Below are 23,475 nucleotides of genomic sequence, written 5' to 3' on the forward strand. Positions count from 1 at the left end.
CCTTAATTTACAGGAAGGGGCAAGATGGCCATTGCTTGCGGCGTCGATTTCGGCACATCCAATTCCACCGTCGGCTGGGTGCGTCCCGGCCATCCGGTGATGCTGAGACTGGAGGATGGGAAAGCCACCTTGCCGTCGGTTGTCTTCTTTAATGCGGACGACGACGAAGTCACTTACGGGCGCGCTGCGCTGGCGGAATATCTGGCGGGCTACGAAGGGCGTTTGATGCGCTCGATGAAGAGCCTGCTCGGCACCAGTCTGATCGACGGTCAGACCGAGGTGGGCGGCCGTGCGCTGCCGTTCCGCATGTTGCTGGCCCAGTTTATCGGCGAATTGAAACGCCGCGCCGAGCGGTCGGCCGGGCGCGAATTCACCTCGGCGGTGTTTGGCCGCCCGGTGCATTTTATTGACGACAGCAAGGAAAACGACCAGCTGGCGGAGGATACGCTGGCCGAGGTTGCGCGTTCGGTCGGCTTCAAGGACATCGCTTTCCAGTTCGAACCGATTGCCGCGGCGTTTGACTACGAGTCGCAGATCGACCGCGAAGAGCTGGTGCTGATTGCCGACATCGGCGGCGGTACTTCTGACTTTTCGCTGGTGCGCCTGTCGCCCGAGCGCGCCAAACAGGCAGAGCGCCGCGATGACATTCTCGCCAACGGCGGCGTGCACATCGGCGGTACCGACTTCGATAAATATCTGAGCCTGTCGTCGGTCATGCCGCTGCTGGGCTATGGCAGCCGGCTGCGCAACAACAGCGAGGTACCGTCCAGCTACTTCTTCAACCTGGCCACCTGGCACACCATCAACCAGGTCTACACCAAGAAAATGTGGACCCAGCTGTCTGACCTGCTGCGCGATTCGGCCGAGCAGGAAAAGCTGGGCCGCCTGCAGCGCCTGATCGACGAGCGCGCGGGCCACTGGCTGGCCATGAAGGCGGAAGAAGGCAAGATCGCGCTGTCGGCGGACCCGCTGGTGCAGCTGGATCTGGACCGTCTGGCGCCGCCCGTCACGCTGGAACTGAACCGCGCCCAGTTTGACGGCGCCATCGACCATCTGGTGGGCTCGATCGAAACCACGGTGCTGAACCTGCTGCGCGATGCGAATGTCAAACCGCAGGACGTGGACACGGTGTTCTTCACCGGCGGTTCCAGCGGCGTGCGCCTGCTGCGCGAGCGTATCGGCGCGCTGGTGCCGTCCGCCCGTAAAGTCGAGGGCGACCTGTTTGGCAGCATCGGCGCCGGTCTGGCGCTGGATGCGGTGCGTAAATTCGGCTAAGGGCGACGATGCTGGATCAACCGATTGTCATGCTGGACTTTGAAACCACCGGCCTGTCGCCGCAAAACGGCGACCGCATTACCGAGGTGGCGGCGCTGCGCATTGTCGGGGGCGAGGTGGTGGAGCGCTATGTGTCGCTGGTCAATTGCCGCGTACGCATTCCTTCTTTCATCACGGGCCTGACCGGCATCACCCAGGCCATGGTGGACAGTGCGCCGCCCGTCGAGCAGGTCATGCCGGCGCTGCTGGACTTCATCGGCAGCGATGCGCTGTCCGCCCACAACGCCAGCTTTGACGATAAGTTCCTGCGTGCGGAAGCTGCCGCACTTGGCCTGACGCCGCGCTATCAGGCGCTGGTGTGCTCGCTGAAATTGTCGCGCCGCGTGTTCCCCGAGCTCGGTAGTTACAAGCTGGGGCTGTTGTCGGGCGCGCTCGGCATCAAGTTCCGCAGCGCGGCGCACCGGGCCGAGGCGGATGCGGAAGTCGCGGCACAAGTGCTGGTGCATATCGGCCGGCACCTGCGCGCGACCTATGGCATTACGCAGGTTGATCCGGCTTTGCTGGTGTCGGTCAACAAACTGGCGGCCGCCAAGGTGGCGCAATTCCTGCGTGGCGCGCAGAGCAATAAACGATAATATTATCATCACAGCGCGTTTGAGCGCGCGCAAACTCCGGTACATCTCGCGTTTTACACTTTACCCAACAACGTTTCACGTTGGTCGGGGGTGTATCGTGAAAAAACCGTGCTCAGCCCGACAGGGCCACGACAGTTATCGCTGGTTTCTCGTTGCCGCCGAGCGCGGCGATCCCTATGCCCAATTCAATCTGGGACGCATCTACAAGGCTGGCGACGGCGTCGCCCGCGATGAGGCGCAGGCTTTCTACTGGATGAACAAAGCCGCCGTGCAAGGCATCGCGTACGCACAGAATCATCTGGGCGCCATGTACTACTACGGCCGTGGCGTGGATGCCGATGATGGCCTGGCCGTGCACTGGTTCCGCAGCGCGGCGACGCAGGGCGAAGCCTCGGCCCAGCAAAATCTCGGACAGATGTACCGCAAGGGGCGCGGCCTCGTCCGTAGCGACGAGGCTGCCGTACACTGGTTTGCGCGCGCCGCCGAGCAGGGACTTGTCAGCGCACAGACCCTGCTTGGCGAAGCCTATGCGGAAGGCCGTGGCGTAACGCGCTGCTATCCCATGGCCATGGCGTGGTACCGCAAGGCGGCGCTGCAACACGACCCGTACGCCCAGGTGCGGCTCGGGCTGATGTACAAGCACGGCTGCGGCGTAACGCGTAACGAAAATCAGGCGGTGGCCTGGTTTCGTCAGGCGGCCATGCGGGATGTGCCGGCGGCCCAGCGCCTGATCGGCGTGGCCTACGCCGAGGGACGCGGTGTGCGTTGCGATCCACGTCGCGCCGTGGCCTGGCTGCTGCGTGCAGCCGAACGCGATGATGCCGACGCCCAATACAATCTGGGCGTGATGCTGGCCAACGGCAAGGGCGTGGAGCAGGATCTGGAACTGGCGCTGGTGTGGTATCAGCGCGCGGCGGAGGCAGGCCATGTGCTGGCGCAATACAACCTTGGCAGCATGTATGCGCGCGGCCGTGGCGTCGACCGTGACGAGCGGCGCGCGCTGGAGTGGTACCGCATGGCGGCCGAGCAGGGCGCCGCCAACGCGCAGTTCAACGTGGGGGTGATGTACGCCAACGGCCATGGCGTGAACAAGGATGAGGTGCTGGCGGCCGCGTGGTACCGCAGCGCAGCCGAGCAGGGCGACGCCGGCGCACAGAACAATCTGGGCGCGATGTATGCCAACGGCGTGGGCGTGGAACGCGACGATGTGCAGGCGGTCGACTGGTATGGCCGCGCTGCCGAGCAGGGCCATCCGCTGGCGCAATTCAACCTGAGCAGCATGTACCGCAGCGGCCGTGGCGTGGTGCGCGATCCCGGCCGATGCCTGATGTGGCTCACCCTGTCGGCGCAGGCTGGTGATGTGGCGGCCGGCAGCAACCGCCAGCGCATGCAGCTGGTGATGACGGCGCAAGCCATCGCCGAGGCGCAGGAGCTGGCGCGGCAGTGGCGCGCTGCGCATCCTGCCGCGCTGGCGCCGGCGCAGCATGGCCGCGCCTCAGACTAGGTCAGGCGCCGCGCTGGCGACGGTCGAGGAACAGGCTGTTGCCGTGGACCTTTTTGGCCTGCTTCTTGGATTCGGCGGCCGCCGTGGCAATCTGGTGGTGGGTGTAATACTGGTGTGGTTCGACCCGGATTGCGCCAATCGACAAGCTCATCACGGGGTAAAACACTTTCTTGCCCTGGCGGTCTTCACTGAGGTAGCCGCCGCGCTCCCGGTCGTCGGTGCTGTAGAAATCCAGCACCTTGCCGCCAAATTCCTCCAGGATCGCCTGGCAGCGCTGCTCCCAGTTCTCGCTCTGGAACAGCACCATGAAATCATCGCCGCCGATATGACCGACAAAATCCCGGTCGGGATCGCAATTGCTGGTCAGGATATTGCCGGTCAGCTGGATTACATCGTCGCCACGGCGATAGCCGTAGACATCGTTGAACGGCTTGAAATGGTCGAGGTCAAAATAGCAGACCCAGAAACGCGTGCCGCTTTCCAGTAGCCGGTCGATATGCTCGTTGATCGGCACATTGCCTGGCAGTTGCGTCAGCGGATTGGCGTAGCGCGCGGCGTGGATCTGCATTTGCGTGATCTCGCGCATGAGGTCGTGGCCGGTGCCCATGCCGATGTAGCGGCCCTGGTCGGTAATGATGAAGCCGTTGAACAGGTGGTGGGCGTCCGCCTCCGCCATGCGGAAGCTCAGTTCCTGCAAGCTGGTGGCGCGGTCGGCAAGCAGTGGCTTGCGGTCCATGAACTGCATGCACGATTTCTTGCCATACAGCTCGCGCTCATACGGGCGGGCAAAGTGTTCGATCATGGCAAAGCGCGTAATCAGGCCCAGCGGCATTCCATCATCGACCACGGGAATAATCATGAGTTCCGGCGCCTGCTGGAAAATATGGTAGACCTCGTTGTTGTTCATGGCTGGCGACACGGCCTGCACCTGGTGCAGCACTTTGCCTACCGTGGCCTGTTTATCCGTAACGCGTTGCGGATAAACCGCCACGCCGTTGCGCGACAGGGCCTTGACCACTTCCGCTGGCGCGGCGCGCGCCGGCATCGGGTGAGGGCGGCCCAGATGATAGCCCTGGCCGTAGGCGACGCCGACATCGCGCAGCACCAGCAGCTCGGCCTGGGTCTCGATGCCCTCGGCGATCACGCGGGTGTTCGATTTCTCGGCGATTTCCTGGATCGAGCGCACGAACTGCAGTTTCACCGGGTCGTGATTGATGCCCTGGATGAAGTGCATATCGATCTTGACGTATTCCGGCCGCAGCTCCGACCACAGGCGCAGGCTGGAAAAGCCCTCGCCGAGGTCGTCAATGGCAATCTGAAAGCCCATTTTGCGGTAGTGCAGTACCGCCTCGCGCATCAGGTCGTAATCGTAGGTGGGCTGGTTTTCGGTCAGCTCGATAATCACGCGGTCCGGATGGATGCCGATTTGGTGGATGACTTCCAGCGTTTCGCCATGGCGCGCGTCGCGCTGCAGCAATGACTCCGGGCTGACGTTGAGGAACAGCTTGCCCGGCAGCTTGAGCTCGGCAAAGCGCTCGAGCACCACCTTGCGGCACAGGTGTTCCACTTCCACCGTCAGACCGTTGGCGCGCGCCGCCTTGAACAGATTCATGGGCGAATGCAGCGGGCTGTCGGACGGTCCGCGTATCAGACCTTCATAAGCGATGATTTCGCCGGTCTGCATGTGTACAATCGGCTGGAACAGCGCACTCAGTTGGCGGCGGGCCAGGATATCGAACAAATGGGCACGCAACACGGCCTCCTCATCATCTTCTCGAGGTTTCAGATAAGTGACTGTGGCGCCGATGGCCGGCTTAAGTGCGGAATTCACGATGAATCGTTTTCCAAAAAACGGTTTAACTGTACGATCATAGTGTCGATTTATGACCGGATGATGAATTTGGGAAACAATTTGTTCAGGACAGCGTTACAATAGACTCACCCCACCAAGCAGGATATCTATGCACCGCTTTACCCGCCGTATTTTTTTCAGCCTGACCCTGTTGAGCGCAGCCACCGCAAGCGCTACCGGCATTGCGGTGCAAGTGCAGGACGCCAACGGCAAAGTGTTGCCGGATACGGTGATCTACATGGAGCCGGAAAGCGGCGCGCCGGGCGGCGCGAAAACCGCAGCGGCGCAGATCGAGCAGAAGGGCCTGAAATTCATGCCGCTGGTGACCGTGGTGCAAGTTGGCGCCACCATCAACTTCCCGAATAACGACAAGGTGCGGCATCACATCTACTCGTTCTCGCCGGCGCATAAATTCGACCAGAAGCTGTATTCGGGACAGTCGGCATCGCCGCAGGTGTTCGATAAAGCCGGGACGGTTGTCCTCGGTTGCAATATTCATGACAAAATGATCGCTTACGTCAAAGTAGTCGATACGCCGTATTTCGCCAAGACGGACGGTTCCGGCGCGGCGCGCGTGGAACTGCCGGCCGGCAAGTACGTGGTCAAGGCCTGGCACTACAATACCGTGGGGGGCGCGACGCTGGAACAGGTGCTGACGGTGAAGGCCGGTGACCTGGCCACCGCAGTGTTCAAGTTGCCGATGAAGCCATTTACGGCGGATGATGGTTCTACTCTTTAAGGGAATAGCCTGAGCATGCGTTTACGTTTTCGCAGCCTCGAAAGCCGGATCGTTACGCTTTTCCTGGTCCTCATCATTGCGGTCCAGGTGGTGGGCTTGTTTGTCATCCAGCGTGGCATCGACAACAATGCGCGCCTGGCCATCAGCAGTGAACTGAATAACGGCTCCAAGGTGTTTCGCCGCCTGCTGGAGCAGAATGCGCAAAGCCTGCGCTTTGGCGCACGGCTGCTGGCGCGCGACACCGCGTTTGTGGCCGCCATCGGCAATAACGACGAAAGCGACCGCGCCACCATCGAGTCGGCGCTGGAAAACAGCGGCCGCCGCATCAAGGCCTCGCTGTCCATGCTGATTAGCGATGAACGCAAGATCAGCGCCACCACCAATCCCAAGCAGTCGGCCGGCCTGCAGAAAATGGCGTTGAGCCTGCTGGACCAGGCGGAAGCGGCGGACGGTGCGATCGGCATTGCTATCGTTGACCACCGGCCGTTCCAGATCGTCGCCATGCCGGTCAAGGCGCCCATTACCATCGGCTGGATCGTGATGACCTTCCCGATCGACCGCCAGCTGGCCAACGATATGCGCGAGGTCAGCTCGCTCCACACCTCGGTGCTCACCCGCGACGCGCAGGGCAAATGGCTGTCGGCCGGTTCGACCTTCGTTGGCCCGTCGGCGCAGACCGTGGTCGAGCAGCTGCAGGCATTGGGGCCAACCCGGCCCACCGGGCCTTTCGACCTCACGGTGGAAACCGCCAAATACAGCGCGCGCCTGATCTCGATTGGCGAAGACGGCGACCAGAACGCCAGCGTGCTGCTGGCGCGCTCGATTGACGAAGCCACGGCCGAGTACCGGCGACTGGAGCGCTGGCTGATTGGCCTGGCGCTGGGCGGCATCTTTGCGTCGGCGCTGGCCATCGTGTTTACCGCCAAGCGCATCGCCCAGCCGATCAGCGAACTGGTGGTGACCGCCAAGCGGCTGGAGGAGGGCGACTACAAGGTGTCGATCGACAGCACGCGCGAAGACGAAATCGGCGCGCTGGCCCACGCCTTTGACGCCATGCGCGAAGGGATCGCCAAGCGCGAACAGGAAATCCGCCGCCTGGCGTACTGGGACACGCTGACCAATCTGCCGAACCGCGCGCAGTTCGTGCTGCTGCTGAACGACGCGCTGGTGGAGGCGCGCGGCCGCCAGGAAGGACTGTATGTGCTGATGATGGACCTGGACCGCTTCAAGCACGTCAACGACGTCATGGGGCACAGCTTTGGCGACGCGCTGTTGCGCCAGGTGGCGGGCCGCCTGCAGCTGCTGCTGGCCAATCGCCGGCAGTCGTCGGCGCAGGTGGCGCGCCTGGGCGGTGACGAATTTGCGGTGCTGCTGCCGGGCGCCGATCTGGAGGCGGCGCAGCGCATGGCGGCCGAGATCCTGCAGGCGCTGGAGACGCCGCTGTCGCTGGAAGACCAAATGGTGGATATCGGCGCGGGTCTGGGCATCGCGGGTTATCCCGAGCATGCAGAGGAAGGCGAGACGCTACTGAGCATGGCCGAAGTGGCGATGTATGCGGCCAAGCAGCGCAACGATGGCGCCGTGGTCTACGACGTCGCCATGGACAAGTCCAGCGCCAAGAGCCTGTCGCTGCTCACCGAGCTGCGCAACGCCGCCGAACGCAACGAGTTCCGCCTGCATGTGCAGCCCAAGATTTCGCTCGATACTGGCAAGGTGGTGGGCATGGAGGCGCTGGTGCGCTGGGTGCATCCGGAGCGCGGCAATGTGTTCCCCGACGAGTTTATTCCGTTCGCCGAGCAGACTGGTTTTATCCGTGTGCTGACGCGCTGGGTCATGGAGCGCTCGGCAGAGCTGTGCCGCGAGCTGGCGACGCGCGGCCACCATCTGAAAGTGTCGGTCAACCTGTCCACGCGTGACTTGCTGGACCAGGACTTGCCGGCCAAGTTTGCCGACCTGCTCACGCGCCACAAGCTGACGCCCGGCTCGTTCTGCCTGGAGATTACCGAAAGCGCCATCATGGACGATCCGGTGCGCGCCCAGCACACGCTGGAGCGCCTCAGCGCCATGGGGGTCGACCTGTCGATTGACGATTTCGGCACCGGCTATTCCTCGCTGGCCTACCTCAAGCGCCTGCCGGTCAATGAGCTGAAGATCGATAAATCCTTCGTGCTGAATATGGAGAACGACGAAGGCGATACCAAGATTGTCCGCTCCACCATCGACCTGGGGCACAACATGGGCCTGCGCGTGGTGGCCGAAGGGATCGAAAGCGAGGCTGTCTGGCGCCTGCTTGCGGCCCTGGGCTGCGACCAGGGGCAGGGCTACTTCATGAGCCGTCCGATTCCGGCCGACCAGCTGTTCTCGTGGCTGGAAAAATGGCGTCCGCCGGTCGCGGTGGTGGCCGGCATCGATGAGCCGGACGTCAGCTACGCCAAATAAAAGTTGCCTTGGCATTTCAGCTAACGTGTCATATTTGTCATACTTCACGTTATGATCTGTGTTCCTGATGAACCTTACCTGGATATGGATCACACATGCAACGACGAGCACTCCTGGCATCACTGCTGTTCACCCAAGCCGCCGCCATGGCGCAAACCTGCCCAACGCCTGCGGCAGGTACCACCCTGAACTACCCGGTGTCGCGCACCGTGGACCAGCAGGACAACTACCACGGCACGGTGGTGGCCGACCCATACCGCTGGCTGGAAGACGCCAATAGCGCCGAGACCAAGGACTGGGTCGAAGCGCAGAACAAGCTGACCCAAGGCTATCTGGCGCAAATCCCCAACCGCGAAGCGATCAAGGCGCGCCTGACCAAGCTGTGGAACTTCGAGCGTTTCAGCGTGCCGTTCAAGGAAGGTGGCCGCTACTTCTACAGCCGCAACGACGGTCTGCAGAATCAGTCGGTGCTGTACACCATGAAGACGCTGGCCGATGTGCCACGCCTGCTGCTCGACCCGAACACGCTGGCGGCTGATGGCACGGTGGCGCTGGCCGGCCTGGCGGTGAGCCCGAATGGCAAATACCTGGCCTACAGCACCGCCGCTTCCGGCTCCGACTGGAACGAGATCAAGGTGCGCGATATCGACAGCGGCAAGGATGTAGAGGATCACATCAAGTGGGTCAAGTTTTCGCGCACCGCCTGGCTGCACGATGGCTCGGGCTTCTTCTACAGCCGTTACGACGAACCGAAAGAAGCCACCAAGCTGGCGGACGTGAACTACTTCCAGAAGCTGTACTTCCACAAGCTGGGCACCCCGCAAAGCGCGGACGTGCTGGTCTACGACCGTCCGGACCATAAGGACTGGGGCTTTGGCGCGGAAGTGACGGAAGATGGCCGCTACCTGATTATCAATGCCTCGCAGGGCACCGAGAACAAGAACCGCGTGTTCTACAAGGACCTGAGCAAGAAGGACGCCAAGGTGGTTGGCTTGCTGGAGGACTTCGATGCCGCCTATGACTTCATCGGCAACGATGGCCCGGTGTTCCTGTTCCGTACCGAGCGCAATGCGCCGCGCGGCCGCATCGTCAGCATCGACACCCGCAAGCCGGGTGTGCTGAACTGGAAGCAGCTGGTGCCGGAAACCAGCAACACCATGGTATCGGCGTCGGTCGTCAACAGCCAGCTGATCGTCGATTATCTGAGCGACGCCCACAGCCTGGTCAAGGTGTTCGACCTGAAAGGCAAGGCGCTGCATGACGTCGAACTACCAGGCCTGGGGACGGCCGGTGGCTTCGGCGGCAAACGCTCGGATACCGAAACCTTCTACTCGTACACCAGCTTCACCACGCCATCGACCATCTACCGCTACGATCTGAAGTCCAACAAGAGCAGCGTGTACCGCCAGCCGAAAGTGGACTTTGATCCGTCGGCATTCGAAACCCGCCAGGAGTTCTACACCTCGCGCGATGGCACCAAGGTACCAATGTTCATCGTGTCGAAGAAGGGCATGAAGCTGGATGGCAGCAATCCAACTTACCTGTACGGCTACGGTGGTTTCAACATCTCGCTGACGCCAACCTTCTCGGTGGCGAACCTGGCCTGGCTGGAAATGGGCGGTGTCTATGTGATGGCCAACCTGCGCGGCGGCGGCGAGTACGGCGAATCGTGGCATGCGGCTGGCACCAAGCTGCAAAAGCAGAACGTGTTTGATGACTTCATCGGCGCGGCGGAATGGCTGGTGGCGCACAAGGTGACCTCGCCGTCCAAGCTGTCGATCGGCGGTGGCAGTAACGGCGGCCTGCTGGTGGGCGCCACCATGACCCAGCGTCCGGACCTGTTTGCGGCGGCGATTCCGCAGGTGGGCGTGCTGGACATGTTGCGCTTCCATAAATTTACCATCGGCTGGGCGTGGACCTCGGACTATGGCTCGTCGGACAATGCGGACGAATTCAAGGCGCTGGTCAAATACTCGCCGCTGCATAATCTGAAGAAGGGCGCCTGCTACCCGGCGACCATGATTACCACGGCGGACCATGACGACCGCGTGGTGCCGGCGCACAGCTTCAAGTTTGCGGCGGCCGCGCAGGCCGACCAGGCGCCAGGCGGTGCACCGATCCTGATCCGGATTGACAGCAAAGCGGGCCACGGCGCAGGCAAGCCAACCAACAAGCAGATTGAGGAAGTGGCTGACCGTTGGGGTTTCCTGAGCCGCGCACTGCAAATGAATACTGGCGACACCGCTAAAGCGGCAGGCCAGCAATGAGCGGCGCGCCTGCCGCCAAACCCATCCTGCTGGCGCTGTTGATGGCTGGCCTGGCGCCGGTGGCGGTGCATGCCGCCGACCAGGCGCCAGCCGCCAACACGCCGGCCGTCAAGCAGATCGCCGATGTCACGCGCGGTTTGCAGCCGCAGCCGGGCTTTATCGATGTCTGGCGCGATACGGACAAGGGCAGGGTGCTGCTGGCGGTGGGCGCACTGGAACAACCATTCCTGCTGGTGAGTTCATTGCCGTATGCATTGGGCTCCAATGACGTTGGACTGGACCGCGCGCAGCCGGGCGAAGTCCGCATGGTGCATTTTGAGAAGCACGGTGCGCGCCTGTTCCTGGTGCAGGAAAACACGAACTATGCTGCAGTCTCGCCGGATCGCGACGAACGTGCAGCGGTGCGCGAGTCGTTCTCCAACTCGGTGCTGTGGTCGGGCGATATTCTGGCCAGCGACAATGAACGCCAACTGGTGGATTTTTCCAGCTTCCTGCTGGCCGACCGTCACGGCATCGCTGCACGGCTGGCGGGCGCCAGACAGGGCGCGTATGCGGTTGATGGCGCGCGCAGTGCAGTGCTGGCGGCGGAAGCCAAAGCCTTTCCCGATAACGTCGAGCTGGAATCGCTGCTGACCTTTGCGGGGCCGGGCCAGGCCGAGTATGTGCGCCAGGTCGGCGCCGATGCGGCCAGCCTGTCGATGCGTCAGCGTATCAGCATGGTGCGGCTGCCGCAAAGCGAGGCTGGCAGCGCATGGCATCCGCGCGTTTATCACCCATATTCGGGCGGCTTCGATACCAGTTACTTCGATTTCGCCACGCCGCTGTCGCACAGCATCGACGTGCACTGGCAGGTGCGGCACAAGCTGGAAAAGACCGATCCGTCGGCCGCTGTCAGTCCGGTAAAAAAACCGATTGTCTACTACGTCGACCGTGGCGCGCCCGAGCCGGTGCGCTCGGCGCTGATTGCCGGCGCCTCGTGGTGGGCGACGGCTTTTGAAAAGGCCGGTTTCAAGGATGCCTACCGCGTCGAGCTGCTGCCGGAAGGCGTGGATGCGCTGGACATCCGCTACAACGTCATCACCTGGGTGCACCGTGCCACGCGTGGCTGGTCCTACGGGAATGCGCTGACCGATCCGCGCACTGGCCAGATCGTGCGCGGCGCCGTTACACTGGGATCGCAGCGTGTGCGTCAGGACATCCTGATTGCGGAAGCGCTGCTGGCGCCATATGGTAAAAGCACACCCGCCGAGCAGCAGCAAATGGCCGAGAAAATGGCCCTGGCGCGTCTGCGCCAGCTGGCTGCGCACGAAGTCGGCCACACACTGGGCTTCGCCCACAACTTTGCCGCCAGCCGCATGGGCAACGGCTCGGTGATGGACTATCCTCATCCCATCGTCAAGCTCAATGCGCGCGGCGAGGTCGATCTGTCGAATGCGTATGGCGTGGGCGTCGGGCCATGGGACGATTACATCGTCAACTACATCTACGGCGACTTTGGCAGTGGCGCGCAAGAGCTGGCCGCGCTGGCCAAATTGCGCGGCGAGGCGCGCGCGGCGGGCATGCTGTACTCAAGCGACCAGGACGACCGCGCCCCGGGCGCCAGCCATCCCGATGGCCTGCTGTGGGACTTCGGCCCGGACACGCTCAAAACCTGGGACCAGCTGGGCGCGGTGCGCCAGCGCGCGCTGCAAACCTTCTCTGTCGATGTGCTGCCGGATGCGCGCCAGATTGGCGAGCTGGAAGCGCGCCTGGTGCCGGTCTTTCTGCTGCAGCGCTATCAGGGTGAAGCGCTGGCACGCTTGATTGGCGGCGGTGACTTTGACTACACCAGTGCTGGCGACGTCAAAGCCAGCATCGCCAAGGCCGGTATCAGAGTCACGCCAGCGGATGTACAACGCCAGGCGCTCAGCCGCCTGACCGACAGCCTGCGCGCCGAATACCTGGCACTGCCCGCCAATGTGCTGGACGTGCTGACGCCACCGGCGGCCGGCTATGAACGCAACCGCGAATATTTTGCTACCCGTATGGATTCGGTATTCGATGCTTTCTCGATTGCCGAGGCGGGCGCCGCGCAAACGGCCGGCTTCCTGCTCGACGCCGGCCGTATCAACCGTGTCGCCTGGCAGCATGCGCGCGACGCGAAACAGCCAGGCGTGCAGGAGGTGCTGGCGCAGCTGCTGCAAAAAACCTGGAAGCGGGAGGCGGTGCCGGCAAATGTGATTGGCGGCGAAGCGGTGCAGCTGGCCGCCAACTGGGTGGTCGCGGACAGTCTGCTCAATCTGCTGGACGGAGGCAAACTGCATCCGCAAGTGACAGCCGAAGTGCGTCAGTCGATGCGGGAGCTGGTTCAATGGCTGCAAAAAAATCCAGACAAAGGCGTGACTGCGGACAGCCGCAAGCAGGCAGCCGACAGGATCTCCGCCTACCTGGCCGATGAACGCAGCATCAAGTTGCGTGCATTACCCGTTGTGCCACCAGGCGCGCCGATATGAAAAAGCACAATTCATGTTAATTTTCAAAATGGCAATTGTCATGTTGGCGAGTAGTTAGCGACGCTGCGGCTGACAGCTCGGCCATCGTGGCGATGCCCTGTGCTGCGTATCACAAAGCCCTTCGGGGCTTGTTTGCTTTTGGCTCACCAGCGTAGTGCATCCCAACTCCCCGTTTTGGTGCGCCCTTCAGAGTGAATTACTTGCGCGCTCAATGTCACCGTATTTGAAATCAATCACTTAAGGTTTTGCACCAAATTGGTACGAATGTTGCTTCGTATGAAGCATCTTTATTTTATATGCGTACTTTTGGGGAGTGATTTGATGTCTGGATTCAAAGACGGTGCAGATGCACTGTTTATTCTGCTCGGTGCCATCATGATTCTGGCAATGCATGCCGGCTTTGCCTTCCTTGAGCTGGGGACGGTGCGTAAAAAGAATCAGGTCAATGCCTTGGTTAAAATTCTGGTCGACTTCTGCGTATCGACCATCGCCTACTTCTTTGTTGGCTACAGCGTTGCTTACGGCGCTCATTTTTTCTCCCCGGCCGATGTGCTGATTGCCAAAAATGGCTATGAGCTAGTCAAGTTCTTCTTCCTGCTGACCTTCGCTGCGGCGATCCCTGCCATCATTTCGGGTGGCATCGCGGAGCGTGCTCGCTTCCATCCGCAGACGGCGGCGACGGCGCTGCTGGTTGGCCTGGTGTATCCGTTTTTCGAGGGGATCGCCTGGAACCACCGTTGTGGTGTGCAGACCTGGTTGCTGCAGACGTTCGGCGCGGAGTTTCACGACTTCGCTGGTTCCGTTGTGGTGCACGCTGTCGGTGGCTGGATTGCGCTGCCGGCGGTGCTGCTGCTGGGAGCGCGCCGTGGCCGTTATATGAAAAACGGCGGCATTGCCGCCCATCCACCTTCGTCGATTCCTTTCCTGGCGCTGGGCGCCTGGATACTGATAGTCGGCTGGTTCGGTTTCAACGTCATGAGTGCGCAGGCGCTGGACAAGATGAACGGCCTGGTGGCGGTCAACTCGCTGATGGCCATGGTCGGCGGTACGCTGGTCGCCACCATGCTGGGCAAGAACGATCCCGGCTTCGTGCATAACGGCCCGCTGGCAGGACTGGTGGCGGTGTGCGCTGGTTCGGACCTCATGCATCCGCTGGGCGCGCTGGTCACCGGCGGCATTGCCGGCGCGATCTTCGTCTGGATGTTCACACTGGCGCAGAACAAATGGAAGATTGACGACGTACTGGGTGTGTGGCCCTTGCATGGCTTGTGTGGCGCCTGGGGCGGTATCGCGGCCGGCATTTTTGGCCTGAAAGCGCTGGGTGGCGTCGGCGGAGTGGCGCTGGCGTCGCAGCTCGCTGGCACGGTGATGGGGGTGGCAATTGCCGCTGCTGGCGGTGCGCTGGTCTACGGCTTGCTAAAGAAAACGGTGGGCCTGCGTCTGGATCCAGAACAGGAGTTCCAGGGCGCGGACTTGTCGATCCACCGCATTACTTCGACCCCGGAACGCGAATCCAACTGGTGAGTTGATTACAATTGACTTTGCCGACAGCGGGTGAGATGCTTATTTGATATTTTGAAGGAGTGATCATGAAAATCTTGCGCTCGGCCCGTTTCTCCTGCTTGGTGGTGATCAGTGCTGCCAGCCTGCCTTCAGTGCAAGCCGCCAATCTGGTCCAGATTGACGGCGAACATGCCACCTTCTTCTACGATGCCGATTTTTGGGGCTTGGGCGCCGCCTCCGTACTAGGCGACGCGATTTCGCTGCAGGTGCGGCCGGATTTCGCGGTGTCGGCTACAGTACGGCCTGGCACCACCACCGCCAGCCAAATTCAGCAGGCCTTTGACTTCGCCAGCCCTGGTGTGGTGGCGGTAGCCAAGTCGGGCTATAGCCTGAAGACGCTGGTGGGAAGCGGCTTGAGCGGTAACTACACTGTGGCTGCCGGCGGTAGCCAGGTCGACGTCACGCTCAGCGGCAGCCTGCTGCTTGGTAGCATGAATAATGGTGTATTTGTGCCGCAAACAGGCTTCACTGGCTACAGTGTCACGGCCGATTACACGTCCACCGGCGCTGCGCAATCGGCCCCATTCTATGCCTTGATGTATGCAGGTAATACGCTGCCGTATGCCCATGCGCTGGGCGTGGAAAGCTATCTGAGCACTTACGTGCGGCAGGTTGGTAGCGGCACCACTGGCTTGTCGTTGAATTCTGTTGAATACCAGTTTGCGACTGTGGCCATTCCTGAGCCGCAGACGTACGCCATGCTGCTGGCTGGACTGGGTATCCTGGCATGGGCGGGGAAACCCAGGGTACGCAGCTGACATTAATGTCATTGACATTGGCAGGGTTAAGTGAGATGCTATTTCGACATCATTACTGGAGCGACCATGCCGACCATAAAACTTTCTCGTTGTTTGATCGCACTTGTGGCCAGTGCCGCATGCCTGTCTTCCGCCGGTGCCGCCAATCTGGTCCAGATTGATGGCGCGCATACCACCTTTTTCTATGATGCCGACTTTTGGGGAGTGGGTGCCGCCTCGGTGATTGGCGACACGATCTCTTTGCAGGTACGGCCGGAGTTTGATGTCACTGCAACGGTGCGGCCGGGGACGGCCACCGGCACGCAGACGCAGCAAAATTCTGATTTTGCCAGTTTTGGCGTGGTGGCCGTGGCCAAAACGGGCTACGCCTTGCAAACCAGGGTCGGTAGCGGCCTCACGGGCAGTTACGCCGTTGACGCCAAGGGCAGCGAGGCGCAGGCCAGCCTGGTCGGCACAGTATTTGCCGGTGCGCTGCAGAACGGCGCATTCGTACCGCAAACGCCTTTGACGGGGCTGCCGAGCTGGGCCAACTACGCATCGAACGGAACTGCGCAGGCAGCGAACTTTAACGTGATGATGTACAGCGCTAATCCCTTGTCCTATGCGAACGCCGTGGCTGTGGACAGTTATTTGACGACGTATGTTCACCAGGTTGGTAGCGGGACAGCGGCAATGACGTTAAACACGGCGCAGTATGCGTTTTCTGCCGTCGCTGTTCCAGAGCCGCAGACCTATGCCATGCTGCTCGGCGGGGTGGTGGCGCTGTCTGTGGCAAGCCGTCGCCGCAAGGCTTAGCGGTGTATCACCACCAGCAGCGCTTTCGCTTCAGTCTTGCCGACGTTGCGGATGATGTGCTGCTGGTCGCCCGGGTAGCGCGCGGTGCTGCCCAGTTTGACCTTCTTCTTGTCGTTTCCGACTTCCACTTCCACCGAGCCGTGTAGCAGCGTCAGGTGCTCCTGCGCGCCGGGATCATGGCCTTGCGAGGCCAGTTCGCCACCGGCCGACAGCGTCAATTCATACCATTCATACTTACTGGCCAGCTCCAGCGGTCCCAGGATGCGCAGCACATAGCCAGCATGAAGCCCGGGCAGGGTAGGGATCTCGTGCGACTCGACCACGCGGATCGTCTCGACTTCGCGTTCGGCAGTGGCCAGCAGTTCGCCGATCTGCACGCCCAGCGCATTCGCCAGACGCCAGGTGATGGCGATGGTCGGATTCGCCTTTTCCCTTTCTATTTGAGACAACATTGATTTGGACACGCCAGCGATGCGTGACAGGTCCTCCAGCGTGAGACCACGGGCCAGGCGCAAGCGTTGGAGCGCGGCGCCAACCTCCGGAGGAGCATTTGTCGATACAGCAGTTTTCATTGTTTTATTTGGCGTATGGGCTAAATTTCAAGTGAATCGGTACACCTTGGCGGGTTGCAGAGTTCACTGGTTCTCTATAATATTCAATATATTGAACTCGCATTCGAAATAGCGAATTCCGCATAAGGCAGCGAAATCGTATCATATACAAGGACCATCATGAGCAATCAAGCAAAAAGCACTTTCTACAGCGGCCTCCAGCAAACTCTGGATCAACTGCGCGAACAGGGTCTGTACAAGCCGGAGCGCGTACTGGCTTCGCGCCAGGGCGCGGAAGTGGTGAGCGAAGATGGTCGCAAGCTGATTAATATGTGCGCCAACAACTACCTCGGCCTGTCGGGCCAGGAGTGGGTGGCGCAGGCTTCCATCGACGCGACCGAGCAGTATGGCTATGGCCTGTCGTCGGTGCGTTTCATCTGCGGCACGCAGACCGTGCACAAGCAGCTGGAGCAGGCGATCTCCACATTCCTGGGCACGGAAGACACCATCCTGTACGCGGCGGCGTTCGACGCCAATGGCGGCGTGTTTGAACCGCTGTTCGACGAAAACGACGCGATCATTTCCGATGCGCTGAACCATGCGTCGATCATCGACGGTATCCGTCTATGCAAGGCAGCGCGCTTCCGCTACGCCCACAATGACATGGCGGACCTGGAGCAGCAGCTGCAAGCGGCGGCCGACAAGCGCCACAAGATCATCGTCACCGACGGCGTGTTCTCGATGGACGGCACCATCGCCCAGCTGGACAAGATCGTTGAACTGGCCGAGAAATACGGCGCGCTGGTCATGATCGACGAATGCCACGCCTCCGGCTTCATGGGCAAGACCGGCCGCGGCACGCACGAGCACCACAATGTGGTCGGCAAAATCGACATCATCACCGGCACGCTGGGCAAGGCGCTGGGCGGCGCGATGGGCGGCTTTACCTCCGGCCGCAAGGAAGTGATCGACATGCTGCGCCAGAAATCGCGTCCTTACCTGTTCTCGAATACGCTGGCGCCATCGATTGCCGGCGCCTCGCTGGCAGTGCTGGAGCGCCTGTCGTCGTCGACCGAGCTGCGCGACCGCCTGCACGAAAACACCGCTTACTTCCGCAAGGAGATTGAGCGTATCGGCTTCACCATCAAGCCAGGTACCCATCCTGTGGTGCCGGTCATGCTGTTCGAGGCGCCCGTGGCGCAGAAGTTCGCGGCGCGCATGTATGAGCTGGGCGTGCTGCTGAGCGGCTTCTTCTACCCGGTGGTGCCTATGGGTCAGGCGCGCGTGCGGGTGCAGCTGTCTGCGGCGCATACCCGTGAGCAGCTGGAAACCGTACTCAAAGCATTCGAACAGGCTGGCCGCGAACTGGGCCTGCTGAAGAACTAAAATGAAAATCGTCAGGACTACAGAAATGGAACAACAAAAAATTCTCGTCATCGGCGCCAATGGCCAGATCGGCAGCGAGCTGGTGGAAGCACTCGCCAAACAGCATGGCGCACAGAACGTGATCGCGAGCGATGTCAGCCCGACGAATCTGTATAATGCCGCCCGCTACACCACGCTGAACGTGCTGGATAAGCAGGCCTTGTCGGCGTTGGTGACCGAAGAGGGCATCACGCAGGTGTACCAGCTGGCAGCGATGTTGTCGGCCACTGGCGAAGCGGCGCCGCTCAAAGCCTGGACGCTGAACATGGACGGCCTGCTGAATATCCTGGAAGTGGCGCGCGAGCGCGGCGCCATCGGCAAGCCGCTGAAAATCTTCTGGCCATCGTCGATTGCGGCATTTGGCCCGAACACGCCGCAAGCCGATACGCCGCAGCTGACCGTGATGGACCCAACCACCATCTACGGCATCAGCAAGCTGGCCGGCGAACGTCTGTGCGAGTACTACTTCCTGAAGTATGGCGTGGATGTGCGTTCGATCCGCTACCCAGGCATCATCAGCTTCAAGTCGCCGCCGGGCGGTGGCACCACCGATTACGCGATTGCGATTTTCCATGCAGCGCTGCGCGGTGAGCGTTATGAGTGTTTCCTCGGCCCGCAAACCACGCTGCCGATGATCTATATGCCGGACGCCATCCGCGCCACCATCGAATTGATGGACGCACCGGCGGAGCTGGTCAAAGTACGTTCGTCGTACAACGTGGCAGGTGTGTCGTTCAATCCGGAGCAACTGGCGGCGGCGATTACCCGCAAGCTGCCGGACTTCAAGATTGCGTATAAGCCCGACAGCCGTCAGGCGATCGCCGACTCCTGGCCGCAAAGCCTGGACGACGCCACCGCCACTGCGGACTGGGGCTGGAAAGCGCGCATCGGCGTGGATGAAATGGTAGAAGACATGCTGGCAAACGTTGATGTCAGCTTGGGCAAAGCGGCATAAGCCCGCGGCCAGTAATACAACTTTGCCCCCGCTGCGTGCGGGGTGCAGCTATTTATAAGAGAGACATCTGATGGACATGAGCGTTTTTGATTTATTTAAGATCGGCATCGGCCCATCGAGCTCCCACACCGTGGGACCGATGGTTGCGGCACGCCGCTTCTTGCTGGATAACGCTCCGTTGGACGACGTCACGGAAGTCAAGGCGGAGCTGTATGGCTCGCTGGCGTTGACCGGCGTTGGCCACGCAACCGATAAAGCAGTGCTGCTTGGCCTGATGGGCGAAACCCCGCAGGACGTGGTGCCGACCAGCGTCGACACCCAGCTGGCGCAAGCCGAAGCCGCTGGCCAGCTGGCACTGCTGGGCGCTCACGCTGTGCCATTCAAACGCGGTACGCACCTGATTTTCCATATGGCTGAATCGCTGCCTGAGCATCCGAATGGCATGCGCTTCACGCTGACCCGCAAGGACGGCAGCAGCATCAGCAAAGTGTATTACTCGGTCGGTGGTGGCTTCATCCGCGAAGAAGGCGAGGCCCCAGCTGCGGCGGCGGAAGCAGTCGCCATTCCCTACACCTTCGACACCATGGACGAATTGCTGGCCCACGGCGTGCGCAGTGGCCTGACGATTCCGCAAATGCTGCGTGCCAACGAGCGCGTACGCATGAGCGAGGAAGCGCTGAATGCGGGCATGGACAAGATCTGGCATGTGATGCGCGACTGTATCGCGCATGGTCTCGAGACGCCGGGCCAGCTGCCAGGCGGCCTGAATGTGAAGCGCCGCGCTGCCGGTCTGTGGTCCCAGCACACCAGCGTGAGCGACCGCGCCAACGAACTGCCGCACGACGCGCTGCACCAGGTCAGCCTGTACGCAATGGCCGTCAACGAAGAAAATGCCGCAGGCGGCCGCGTGGTCACTGCGCCGACCAACGGCGCGGCAGGCATCATTCCAGCGGTGCTGCGCTACTATGCGGAGGACTGTAAACCGAGTGATCCGGTGACCGGCATCCGTAATTTCATGCTGACGGCAGCTGCCATCGGCATGCTGTGCAAACGCAATGCGTCGATTTCCGGTGCGGAGATCGGCTGCCAGGGTGAAGTGGGCGTGGCCTGCGCCATGGCCGCAGCAGGCCTGGTGGCGGCGCTGGGCGGCAGCAATGGCCAGATCGAGAACGCTGCCGAAATCGGCATCGAGCACCATCTGGGCATGACGTGCGATCCTATCGGTGGCCTGGTGCAGATCCCCTGCATCGAGCGTAACGGCATGGGCGCAGTCAAGGCCATTACCGCGGCGTCGCTGGCCTTAAAAGGCGACGGTACCCATTTCGTCAGCCTGGATGAAGTGATCGAAACCATGCGCCAGACCGGCGCCGACATGCAGGCCAAGTACAAGGAAACCTCCCTGGGTGGCCTGGCGATTCACGTCATCACCGTCAATCACGCTGCCTGCTAAGCAGCGCCTCGAAATCAGCAGGCCGCAATGGCTTGCTGATGTGGTACCCCTGAATTTCATCGCACGACTGCTCGCGCAGGAACTCCAGCTGTTCCACCGTCTCCACGCCTTCGGCGATGGTGGTCAGCCCCAGGCTGCGCGCCATGTTGATGATGGCGCTGACGATGGCCTTGTCTTCGCTGTCGGTGCTGATGTCGCGGACAAAGGACTGGTCGATTTTCAGCTTGTAGACCTTGAACTTTTTCAGATGGCTCAGTGACGAGAAGCCGGTGCCGAAATCGTCAATGGACATGCGGATGCCACGGTCGTGCAACTGGTTCATGGTGGCGATGGCGCCTTGCGGATCCTGCACCGCCACGCCTTCCGTCAATTCCAGCTCCAGGTACTCCGGCGGTAAGCCTTCTTCATACAGCACCTGGGCTACTTGCGATGGCAGGTTGGCCGTGCGGAACTGGATCGCGGACAGATTCACTGCCATCACCAGCGGCGGCAGGCCCGCATCCAGCCAGGTCCGCGCCTGGCGTACGGCCTGGCGCAGCACCCATTCGCCGATCGGCACAATCAAGCCACTTTCCTCGGCGGCCGGAATGAATTCCGCTGGCGATACCGCGCCCAGCTCCGGCGTGCTCCAGCGCAGCAGCGCTTCCGCACCAATGATGCGTCCCGTTTTAAGCGATACCTGCGGCTGATACACCACGTGCATCTGCTCGCGCTCCAGCGCATAGCGCAGCGCATTCACCACTTGCAGATGGCGTGCCGCGCGCTGCTGCATGGCGGCGGTGAAGAAGCGGAAGTCGTGGCGACCGGCGCGCTTGACCTGGTACATGGCGGCGTCCGCGCGCTGCAGCAGGGTTTCCACATCCAGGCCGTCTTCCGGGTACATGGCGATGCCGATGGAGGCAGAGACTTTGAGGTCGTGCAGGCCGACGGTGTAGGACTGGCCGGTCAGGTCCAGCAGCTTGCGCGCGATGTCGCTGGTTTCTGCGCTATTGACGTTACGCATAACGAAAATGAATTCATCACCGCCGAGGCGGGCCACCATGTCGCCGTCACGCAGGCAGCTGGTCAGGCGCAGCGCCAGTTCGGACAGCAGGGCATCGCCCACCGTATGGCCCAGGGAATCGTTGATGTCCTTGAAGTGGTCCAGGTCCAGCATCATGAGTGCCATCGGCGTGCGTCTGCTGCGGGCCTGTTCCAGCAGCAGGCGCGCACGCTCGTGCAACTGCGAGCGGTTCGGCAGGCCGGTCAGCACGTCGTAGTGGGCCAGGTATTGCACGCGCTGGTCGGCTTGCTGGCGTATGGTTTCGCGGTCGAAGTTCTTCAGCGCGAATTCGATATCGAGCGTCATTTCCAGCAGCAGCTCGCGCACCTCGTGGTCGAAGGCGTTGACGGCGCTGGAATAGGGCGCGAAGAAGCCGATGATTTCGCCGTCGCGCCGCAGCGGGATCGCGGCGGATGAGGCCCAGCCATAGCGGGCGCCATGGCCGTGCCAGTGTGCGGTCTCCGGCGCGTGCTGGTAGTCCTGGCACCAGTAGGGCTGGCCGCTTTGATAGGACAGGCCGATGGGGCCGCGGCCGTGCGGCACCGAAGAGTCCAGCGAGACTTCCAGGTCGTCCAGATATTCGACGCCGCCGCCATAGGCTGCAGCAACGCTGATGCGGTCATGTTCGCGGTCGATCAGGCCGATCCACGCCATTGCCATGCCGCCGTAGGTAACAACGTCGCGGCAGATGCGCTCAAACAGTTCGGCTTCGCTGTGGCTGCGGACAATCGCCTGATTGCACTGGCTTAGTGCCGAATACAGGCGGCTCAGGCGCTGCGTGCGCTCGAGCGCTTCCTTACGCTCCGCATCCAGGCGCGCCAGTCCTTGCTGTGTGTGGGCGAGCCAGCCCCAGACGCTGTTTTGCGCGTTGCTGGCGACTTTCAATGGTTCGGAAAAATCGCCGCGTCCCAGCCGTTCCATCACGGTCTGGAGCTGGTCGACCGAACAGCCCAGTGACGCGTCCAGCTGCCGCTTGGCGCGCCACACCAGCAGTACCAGCACGATGGCGCTGAACATGAAGGAGAAGCGGGCCAGGTTGGCATCGACCTCGGTTTCCGTGACCAGCAACCGGGTGCGGCGGTCGACGCTGTCATTGACTTCCCCGATCGGCCGCATGATGTCGGCCTTGCCGCGGTGGTAGATCTCATCGTGCAGCATGGCGATGGCGCGCTGGACGTCGCCGCCGGCGGCGCGCATGTCCATGGCGGCGATTTCCAGTCCGACCAGTTTGTCGGATTCGTTCTTGGCGGCGGCCAGCAGCGCCAGCTCTTCCGGCGCAAAGCGCGATTCACGCATCAGCTGCATCAGCGGCACCGTCACGCCTACCTTGCGCGGGCGCTGGCCGTTACCCAGCACCAGGTCCCAATAGACGTTTTCATAATTGCTGGGGCGTGGCGCGCGGCCCTCGCGGATGTCGACGATCTCCTGGAAGTTTTTGCGGTACTGCGGTTCGCCGGTGATGACGTAGGTGCGCGCCATGCGCGACAGGTCGTCGGAAGACTGGCGCAGTTCATCGACCAGGTTGTGCGAGTTGTAACGCAGCTCGTTGGCTTCGTCGATGCGTTTCTCGGTCCAGACGTAAAACATGAACGCCGCTGCCACCAGCAGCAGGGTGCCGAAGCAGGCCCACAGATAACTGGCGAAATGACGTTGTGAGGAATGGACGGGCGACTTCATGGTGTTAGGTGACGATCTACAGAGACCAATAGTATATGGCCTGCGGCGCGGACCGG

The 23,475-nt window shown here is 61.6% G+C and carries 16 protein-coding genes; 13 read left to right on the forward strand and 3 right to left on the reverse strand.

Annotated features, from left to right (window positions below; genetic code table 11):
* Window positions 1-24: 24 nt before the first annotated feature.
* From BUA36_RS04245 to BUA36_RS04255, 3 genes are all read left to right on the forward strand, one after another.
* Entirely contained in the window at window positions 25-1,275 is a 1,251-nt protein-coding gene (locus tag BUA36_RS04245) for an Hsp70 family protein (protein ID WP_072781662.1), read from the forward strand.
* 8 nt (window positions 1,276-1,283) lie between these two features.
* A complete protein-coding gene (locus tag BUA36_RS04250; RefSeq protein WP_072781664.1) occupies window positions 1,284-1,910 on the forward strand; it encodes a 3'-5' exonuclease in 627 nt (208 codons plus the stop codon).
* A gap of 97 nt (window positions 1,911-2,007) precedes the next feature.
* Window positions 2,008-3,414: a tetratricopeptide repeat protein gene (locus BUA36_RS04255; protein WP_072781665.1), complete on the forward strand. Its 1,407-nt coding sequence runs from the start codon at window positions 2,008-2,010 to the stop codon at window positions 3,412-3,414.
* Window position 3,415: 1 nt separating this feature from the next.
* On the opposite strand, the gene BUA36_RS04260 is transcribed toward BUA36_RS04255, so the two are convergent.
* Entirely contained in the window at window positions 3,416-5,167 is a 1,752-nt protein-coding gene (locus tag BUA36_RS04260) for a GGDEF domain-containing protein (RefSeq protein ID WP_139260372.1), read from the reverse strand.
* Window positions 5,168-5,375: 208 nt separating this feature from the next.
* On the opposite strand from BUA36_RS04260, the gene BUA36_RS04265 reads away from it, so the two are divergent.
* The 7 genes from BUA36_RS04265 (at window position 5,376) to BUA36_RS31085 (ending at window position 16,319) form a co-directional block, all read left to right on the forward strand.
* Complete coding sequence (locus BUA36_RS04265) at window positions 5,376-6,005, forward strand: methylamine utilization protein (protein ID WP_072781667.1); 630 nt, start codon at window positions 5,376-5,378, stop codon at window positions 6,003-6,005.
* Window positions 6,006-6,020: 15 nt separating this feature from the next.
* Window positions 6,021-8,444: a putative bifunctional diguanylate cyclase/phosphodiesterase gene (locus tag BUA36_RS04270; RefSeq protein ID WP_072781669.1), complete on the forward strand. Its 2,424-nt coding sequence runs from the start codon at window positions 6,021-6,023 to the stop codon at window positions 8,442-8,444.
* A 95-nt stretch (window positions 8,445-8,539) separates the two neighbouring features.
* Window positions 8,540-10,711 carry a prolyl oligopeptidase family serine peptidase gene (locus BUA36_RS04275; protein WP_084559987.1) on the forward strand — a complete coding sequence of 724 codons (2,172 nt, stop codon included), beginning with the start codon at window positions 8,540-8,542 and terminating at the stop codon, window positions 10,709-10,711.
* Window positions 10,708-13,203, forward strand: a complete 2,496-nt coding sequence (locus tag BUA36_RS04280) for a zinc-dependent metalloprotease (RefSeq protein ID WP_072781670.1) — start codon at window positions 10,708-10,710, stop codon at window positions 13,201-13,203. Before BUA36_RS04275 ends, BUA36_RS04280 begins: the two co-directional genes overlap by 4 nt.
* A 321-nt stretch (window positions 13,204-13,524) precedes the next feature.
* Window positions 13,525-14,727, forward strand: a complete 1,203-nt coding sequence (locus tag BUA36_RS04285) for an ammonium transporter (RefSeq protein ID WP_072781672.1) — start codon at window positions 13,525-13,527, stop codon at window positions 14,725-14,727.
* A gap of 65 nt (window positions 14,728-14,792) precedes the next feature.
* Entirely contained in the window at window positions 14,793-15,524 is a 732-nt protein-coding gene (locus tag BUA36_RS04290) for a PEP-CTERM sorting domain-containing protein (RefSeq protein WP_072781674.1), read from the forward strand.
* Between the two features lie 66 nt (window positions 15,525-15,590).
* Window positions 15,591-16,319 carry a PEP-CTERM sorting domain-containing protein gene (locus tag BUA36_RS31085; protein ID WP_139260343.1) on the forward strand — a complete coding sequence of 243 codons (729 nt, stop codon included), beginning with the start codon at window positions 15,591-15,593 and terminating at the stop codon, window positions 16,317-16,319.
* Here BUA36_RS31085 and BUA36_RS04300 read toward each other — a convergent pair.
* The gene (locus BUA36_RS04300; protein ID WP_072781677.1) at window positions 16,316-16,891 is read right to left on the reverse strand and encodes a helix-turn-helix domain-containing protein; all 576 of its coding nucleotides are present in this window, start codon (window positions 16,889-16,891) and stop codon (window positions 16,316-16,318) included. The genes BUA36_RS31085 and BUA36_RS04300 overlap by 4 nt on opposite strands.
* 159 nt (window positions 16,892-17,050) lie before the next feature.
* On the opposite strand from BUA36_RS04300, the gene BUA36_RS04305 reads away from it, so the two are divergent.
* The 3 genes from BUA36_RS04305 (at window position 17,051) to BUA36_RS04315 (ending at window position 20,700) form a co-directional block, all read left to right on the forward strand.
* A complete protein-coding gene (locus BUA36_RS04305; protein ID WP_072781679.1) occupies window positions 17,051-18,256 on the forward strand; it encodes a glycine C-acetyltransferase in 1,206 nt (401 codons plus the stop codon).
* Window positions 18,257-18,281: 25 nt separating this feature from the next.
* Window positions 18,282-19,250, forward strand: coding sequence for an NAD-dependent epimerase/dehydratase family protein (locus tag BUA36_RS04310; RefSeq protein WP_072781681.1), 969 nt, complete (start codon window positions 18,282-18,284; stop codon window positions 19,248-19,250).
* A 70-nt stretch (window positions 19,251-19,320) separates the two neighbouring features.
* Window positions 19,321-20,700: an L-serine ammonia-lyase gene (locus BUA36_RS04315; protein WP_072781682.1), complete on the forward strand. Its 1,380-nt coding sequence runs from the start codon at window positions 19,321-19,323 to the stop codon at window positions 20,698-20,700.
* Here BUA36_RS04315 and BUA36_RS04320 read toward each other — a convergent pair.
* Complete coding sequence (locus BUA36_RS04320) at window positions 20,681-23,419, reverse strand: putative bifunctional diguanylate cyclase/phosphodiesterase (RefSeq protein ID WP_072781684.1); 2,739 nt, start codon at window positions 23,417-23,419, stop codon at window positions 20,681-20,683. The two genes, BUA36_RS04315 and BUA36_RS04320, sit on opposite strands and share 20 nt — an antisense overlap.
* Window positions 23,420-23,475 lie beyond the last annotated feature (56 nt).

The organism is Duganella sacchari (assembly GCF_900143065.1).
GTDB lineage: Bacteria > Pseudomonadota > Gammaproteobacteria > Burkholderiales > Burkholderiaceae_D > Rugamonas > Rugamonas sacchari.

Coding starts and splice junctions, on each gene's coding strand:
- BUA36_RS04245 (WP_072781662.1), top strand. CDS start 25: ATGGCCATTGCTTGCGGCGTCGATTTCGGCACATCCAATTCCACCGTC.
- BUA36_RS04250 (WP_072781664.1), top strand. CDS start 1,284: ATGCTGGATCAACCGATTGTCATGCTGGACTTTGAAACCACCGGCCTG.
- BUA36_RS04265 (WP_072781667.1), top strand. CDS start 5,376: ATGCACCGCTTTACCCGCCGTATTTTTTTCAGCCTGACCCTGTTGAGC.
- BUA36_RS04270 (WP_072781669.1), top strand. CDS start 6,021: ATGCGTTTACGTTTTCGCAGCCTCGAAAGCCGGATCGTTACGCTTTTC.
- BUA36_RS04275 (WP_084559987.1), top strand. CDS start 8,540: ATGCAACGACGAGCACTCCTGGCATCACTGCTGTTCACCCAAGCCGCC.
- BUA36_RS04280 (WP_072781670.1), top strand. CDS start 10,708: ATGAGCGGCGCGCCTGCCGCCAAACCCATCCTGCTGGCGCTGTTGATG.
- BUA36_RS04285 (WP_072781672.1), top strand. CDS start 13,525: ATGTCTGGATTCAAAGACGGTGCAGATGCACTGTTTATTCTGCTCGGT.
- BUA36_RS04290 (WP_072781674.1), top strand. CDS start 14,793: ATGAAAATCTTGCGCTCGGCCCGTTTCTCCTGCTTGGTGGTGATCAGT.
- BUA36_RS31085 (WP_139260343.1), top strand. CDS start 15,591: ATGCCGACCATAAAACTTTCTCGTTGTTTGATCGCACTTGTGGCCAGT.
- BUA36_RS04300 (WP_072781677.1), bottom strand. CDS start 16,891: ATGAAAACTGCTGTATCGACAAATGCTCCTCCGGAGGTTGGCGCCGCG.
- BUA36_RS04305 (WP_072781679.1), top strand. CDS start 17,051: ATGAGCAATCAAGCAAAAAGCACTTTCTACAGCGGCCTCCAGCAAACT.
- BUA36_RS04310 (WP_072781681.1), top strand. CDS start 18,282: ATGGAACAACAAAAAATTCTCGTCATCGGCGCCAATGGCCAGATCGGC.
- BUA36_RS04315 (WP_072781682.1), top strand. CDS start 19,321: ATGGACATGAGCGTTTTTGATTTATTTAAGATCGGCATCGGCCCATCG.
- BUA36_RS04320 (WP_072781684.1), bottom strand. CDS start 23,419: ATGAAGTCGCCCGTCCATTCCTCACAACGTCATTTCGCCAGTTATCTG.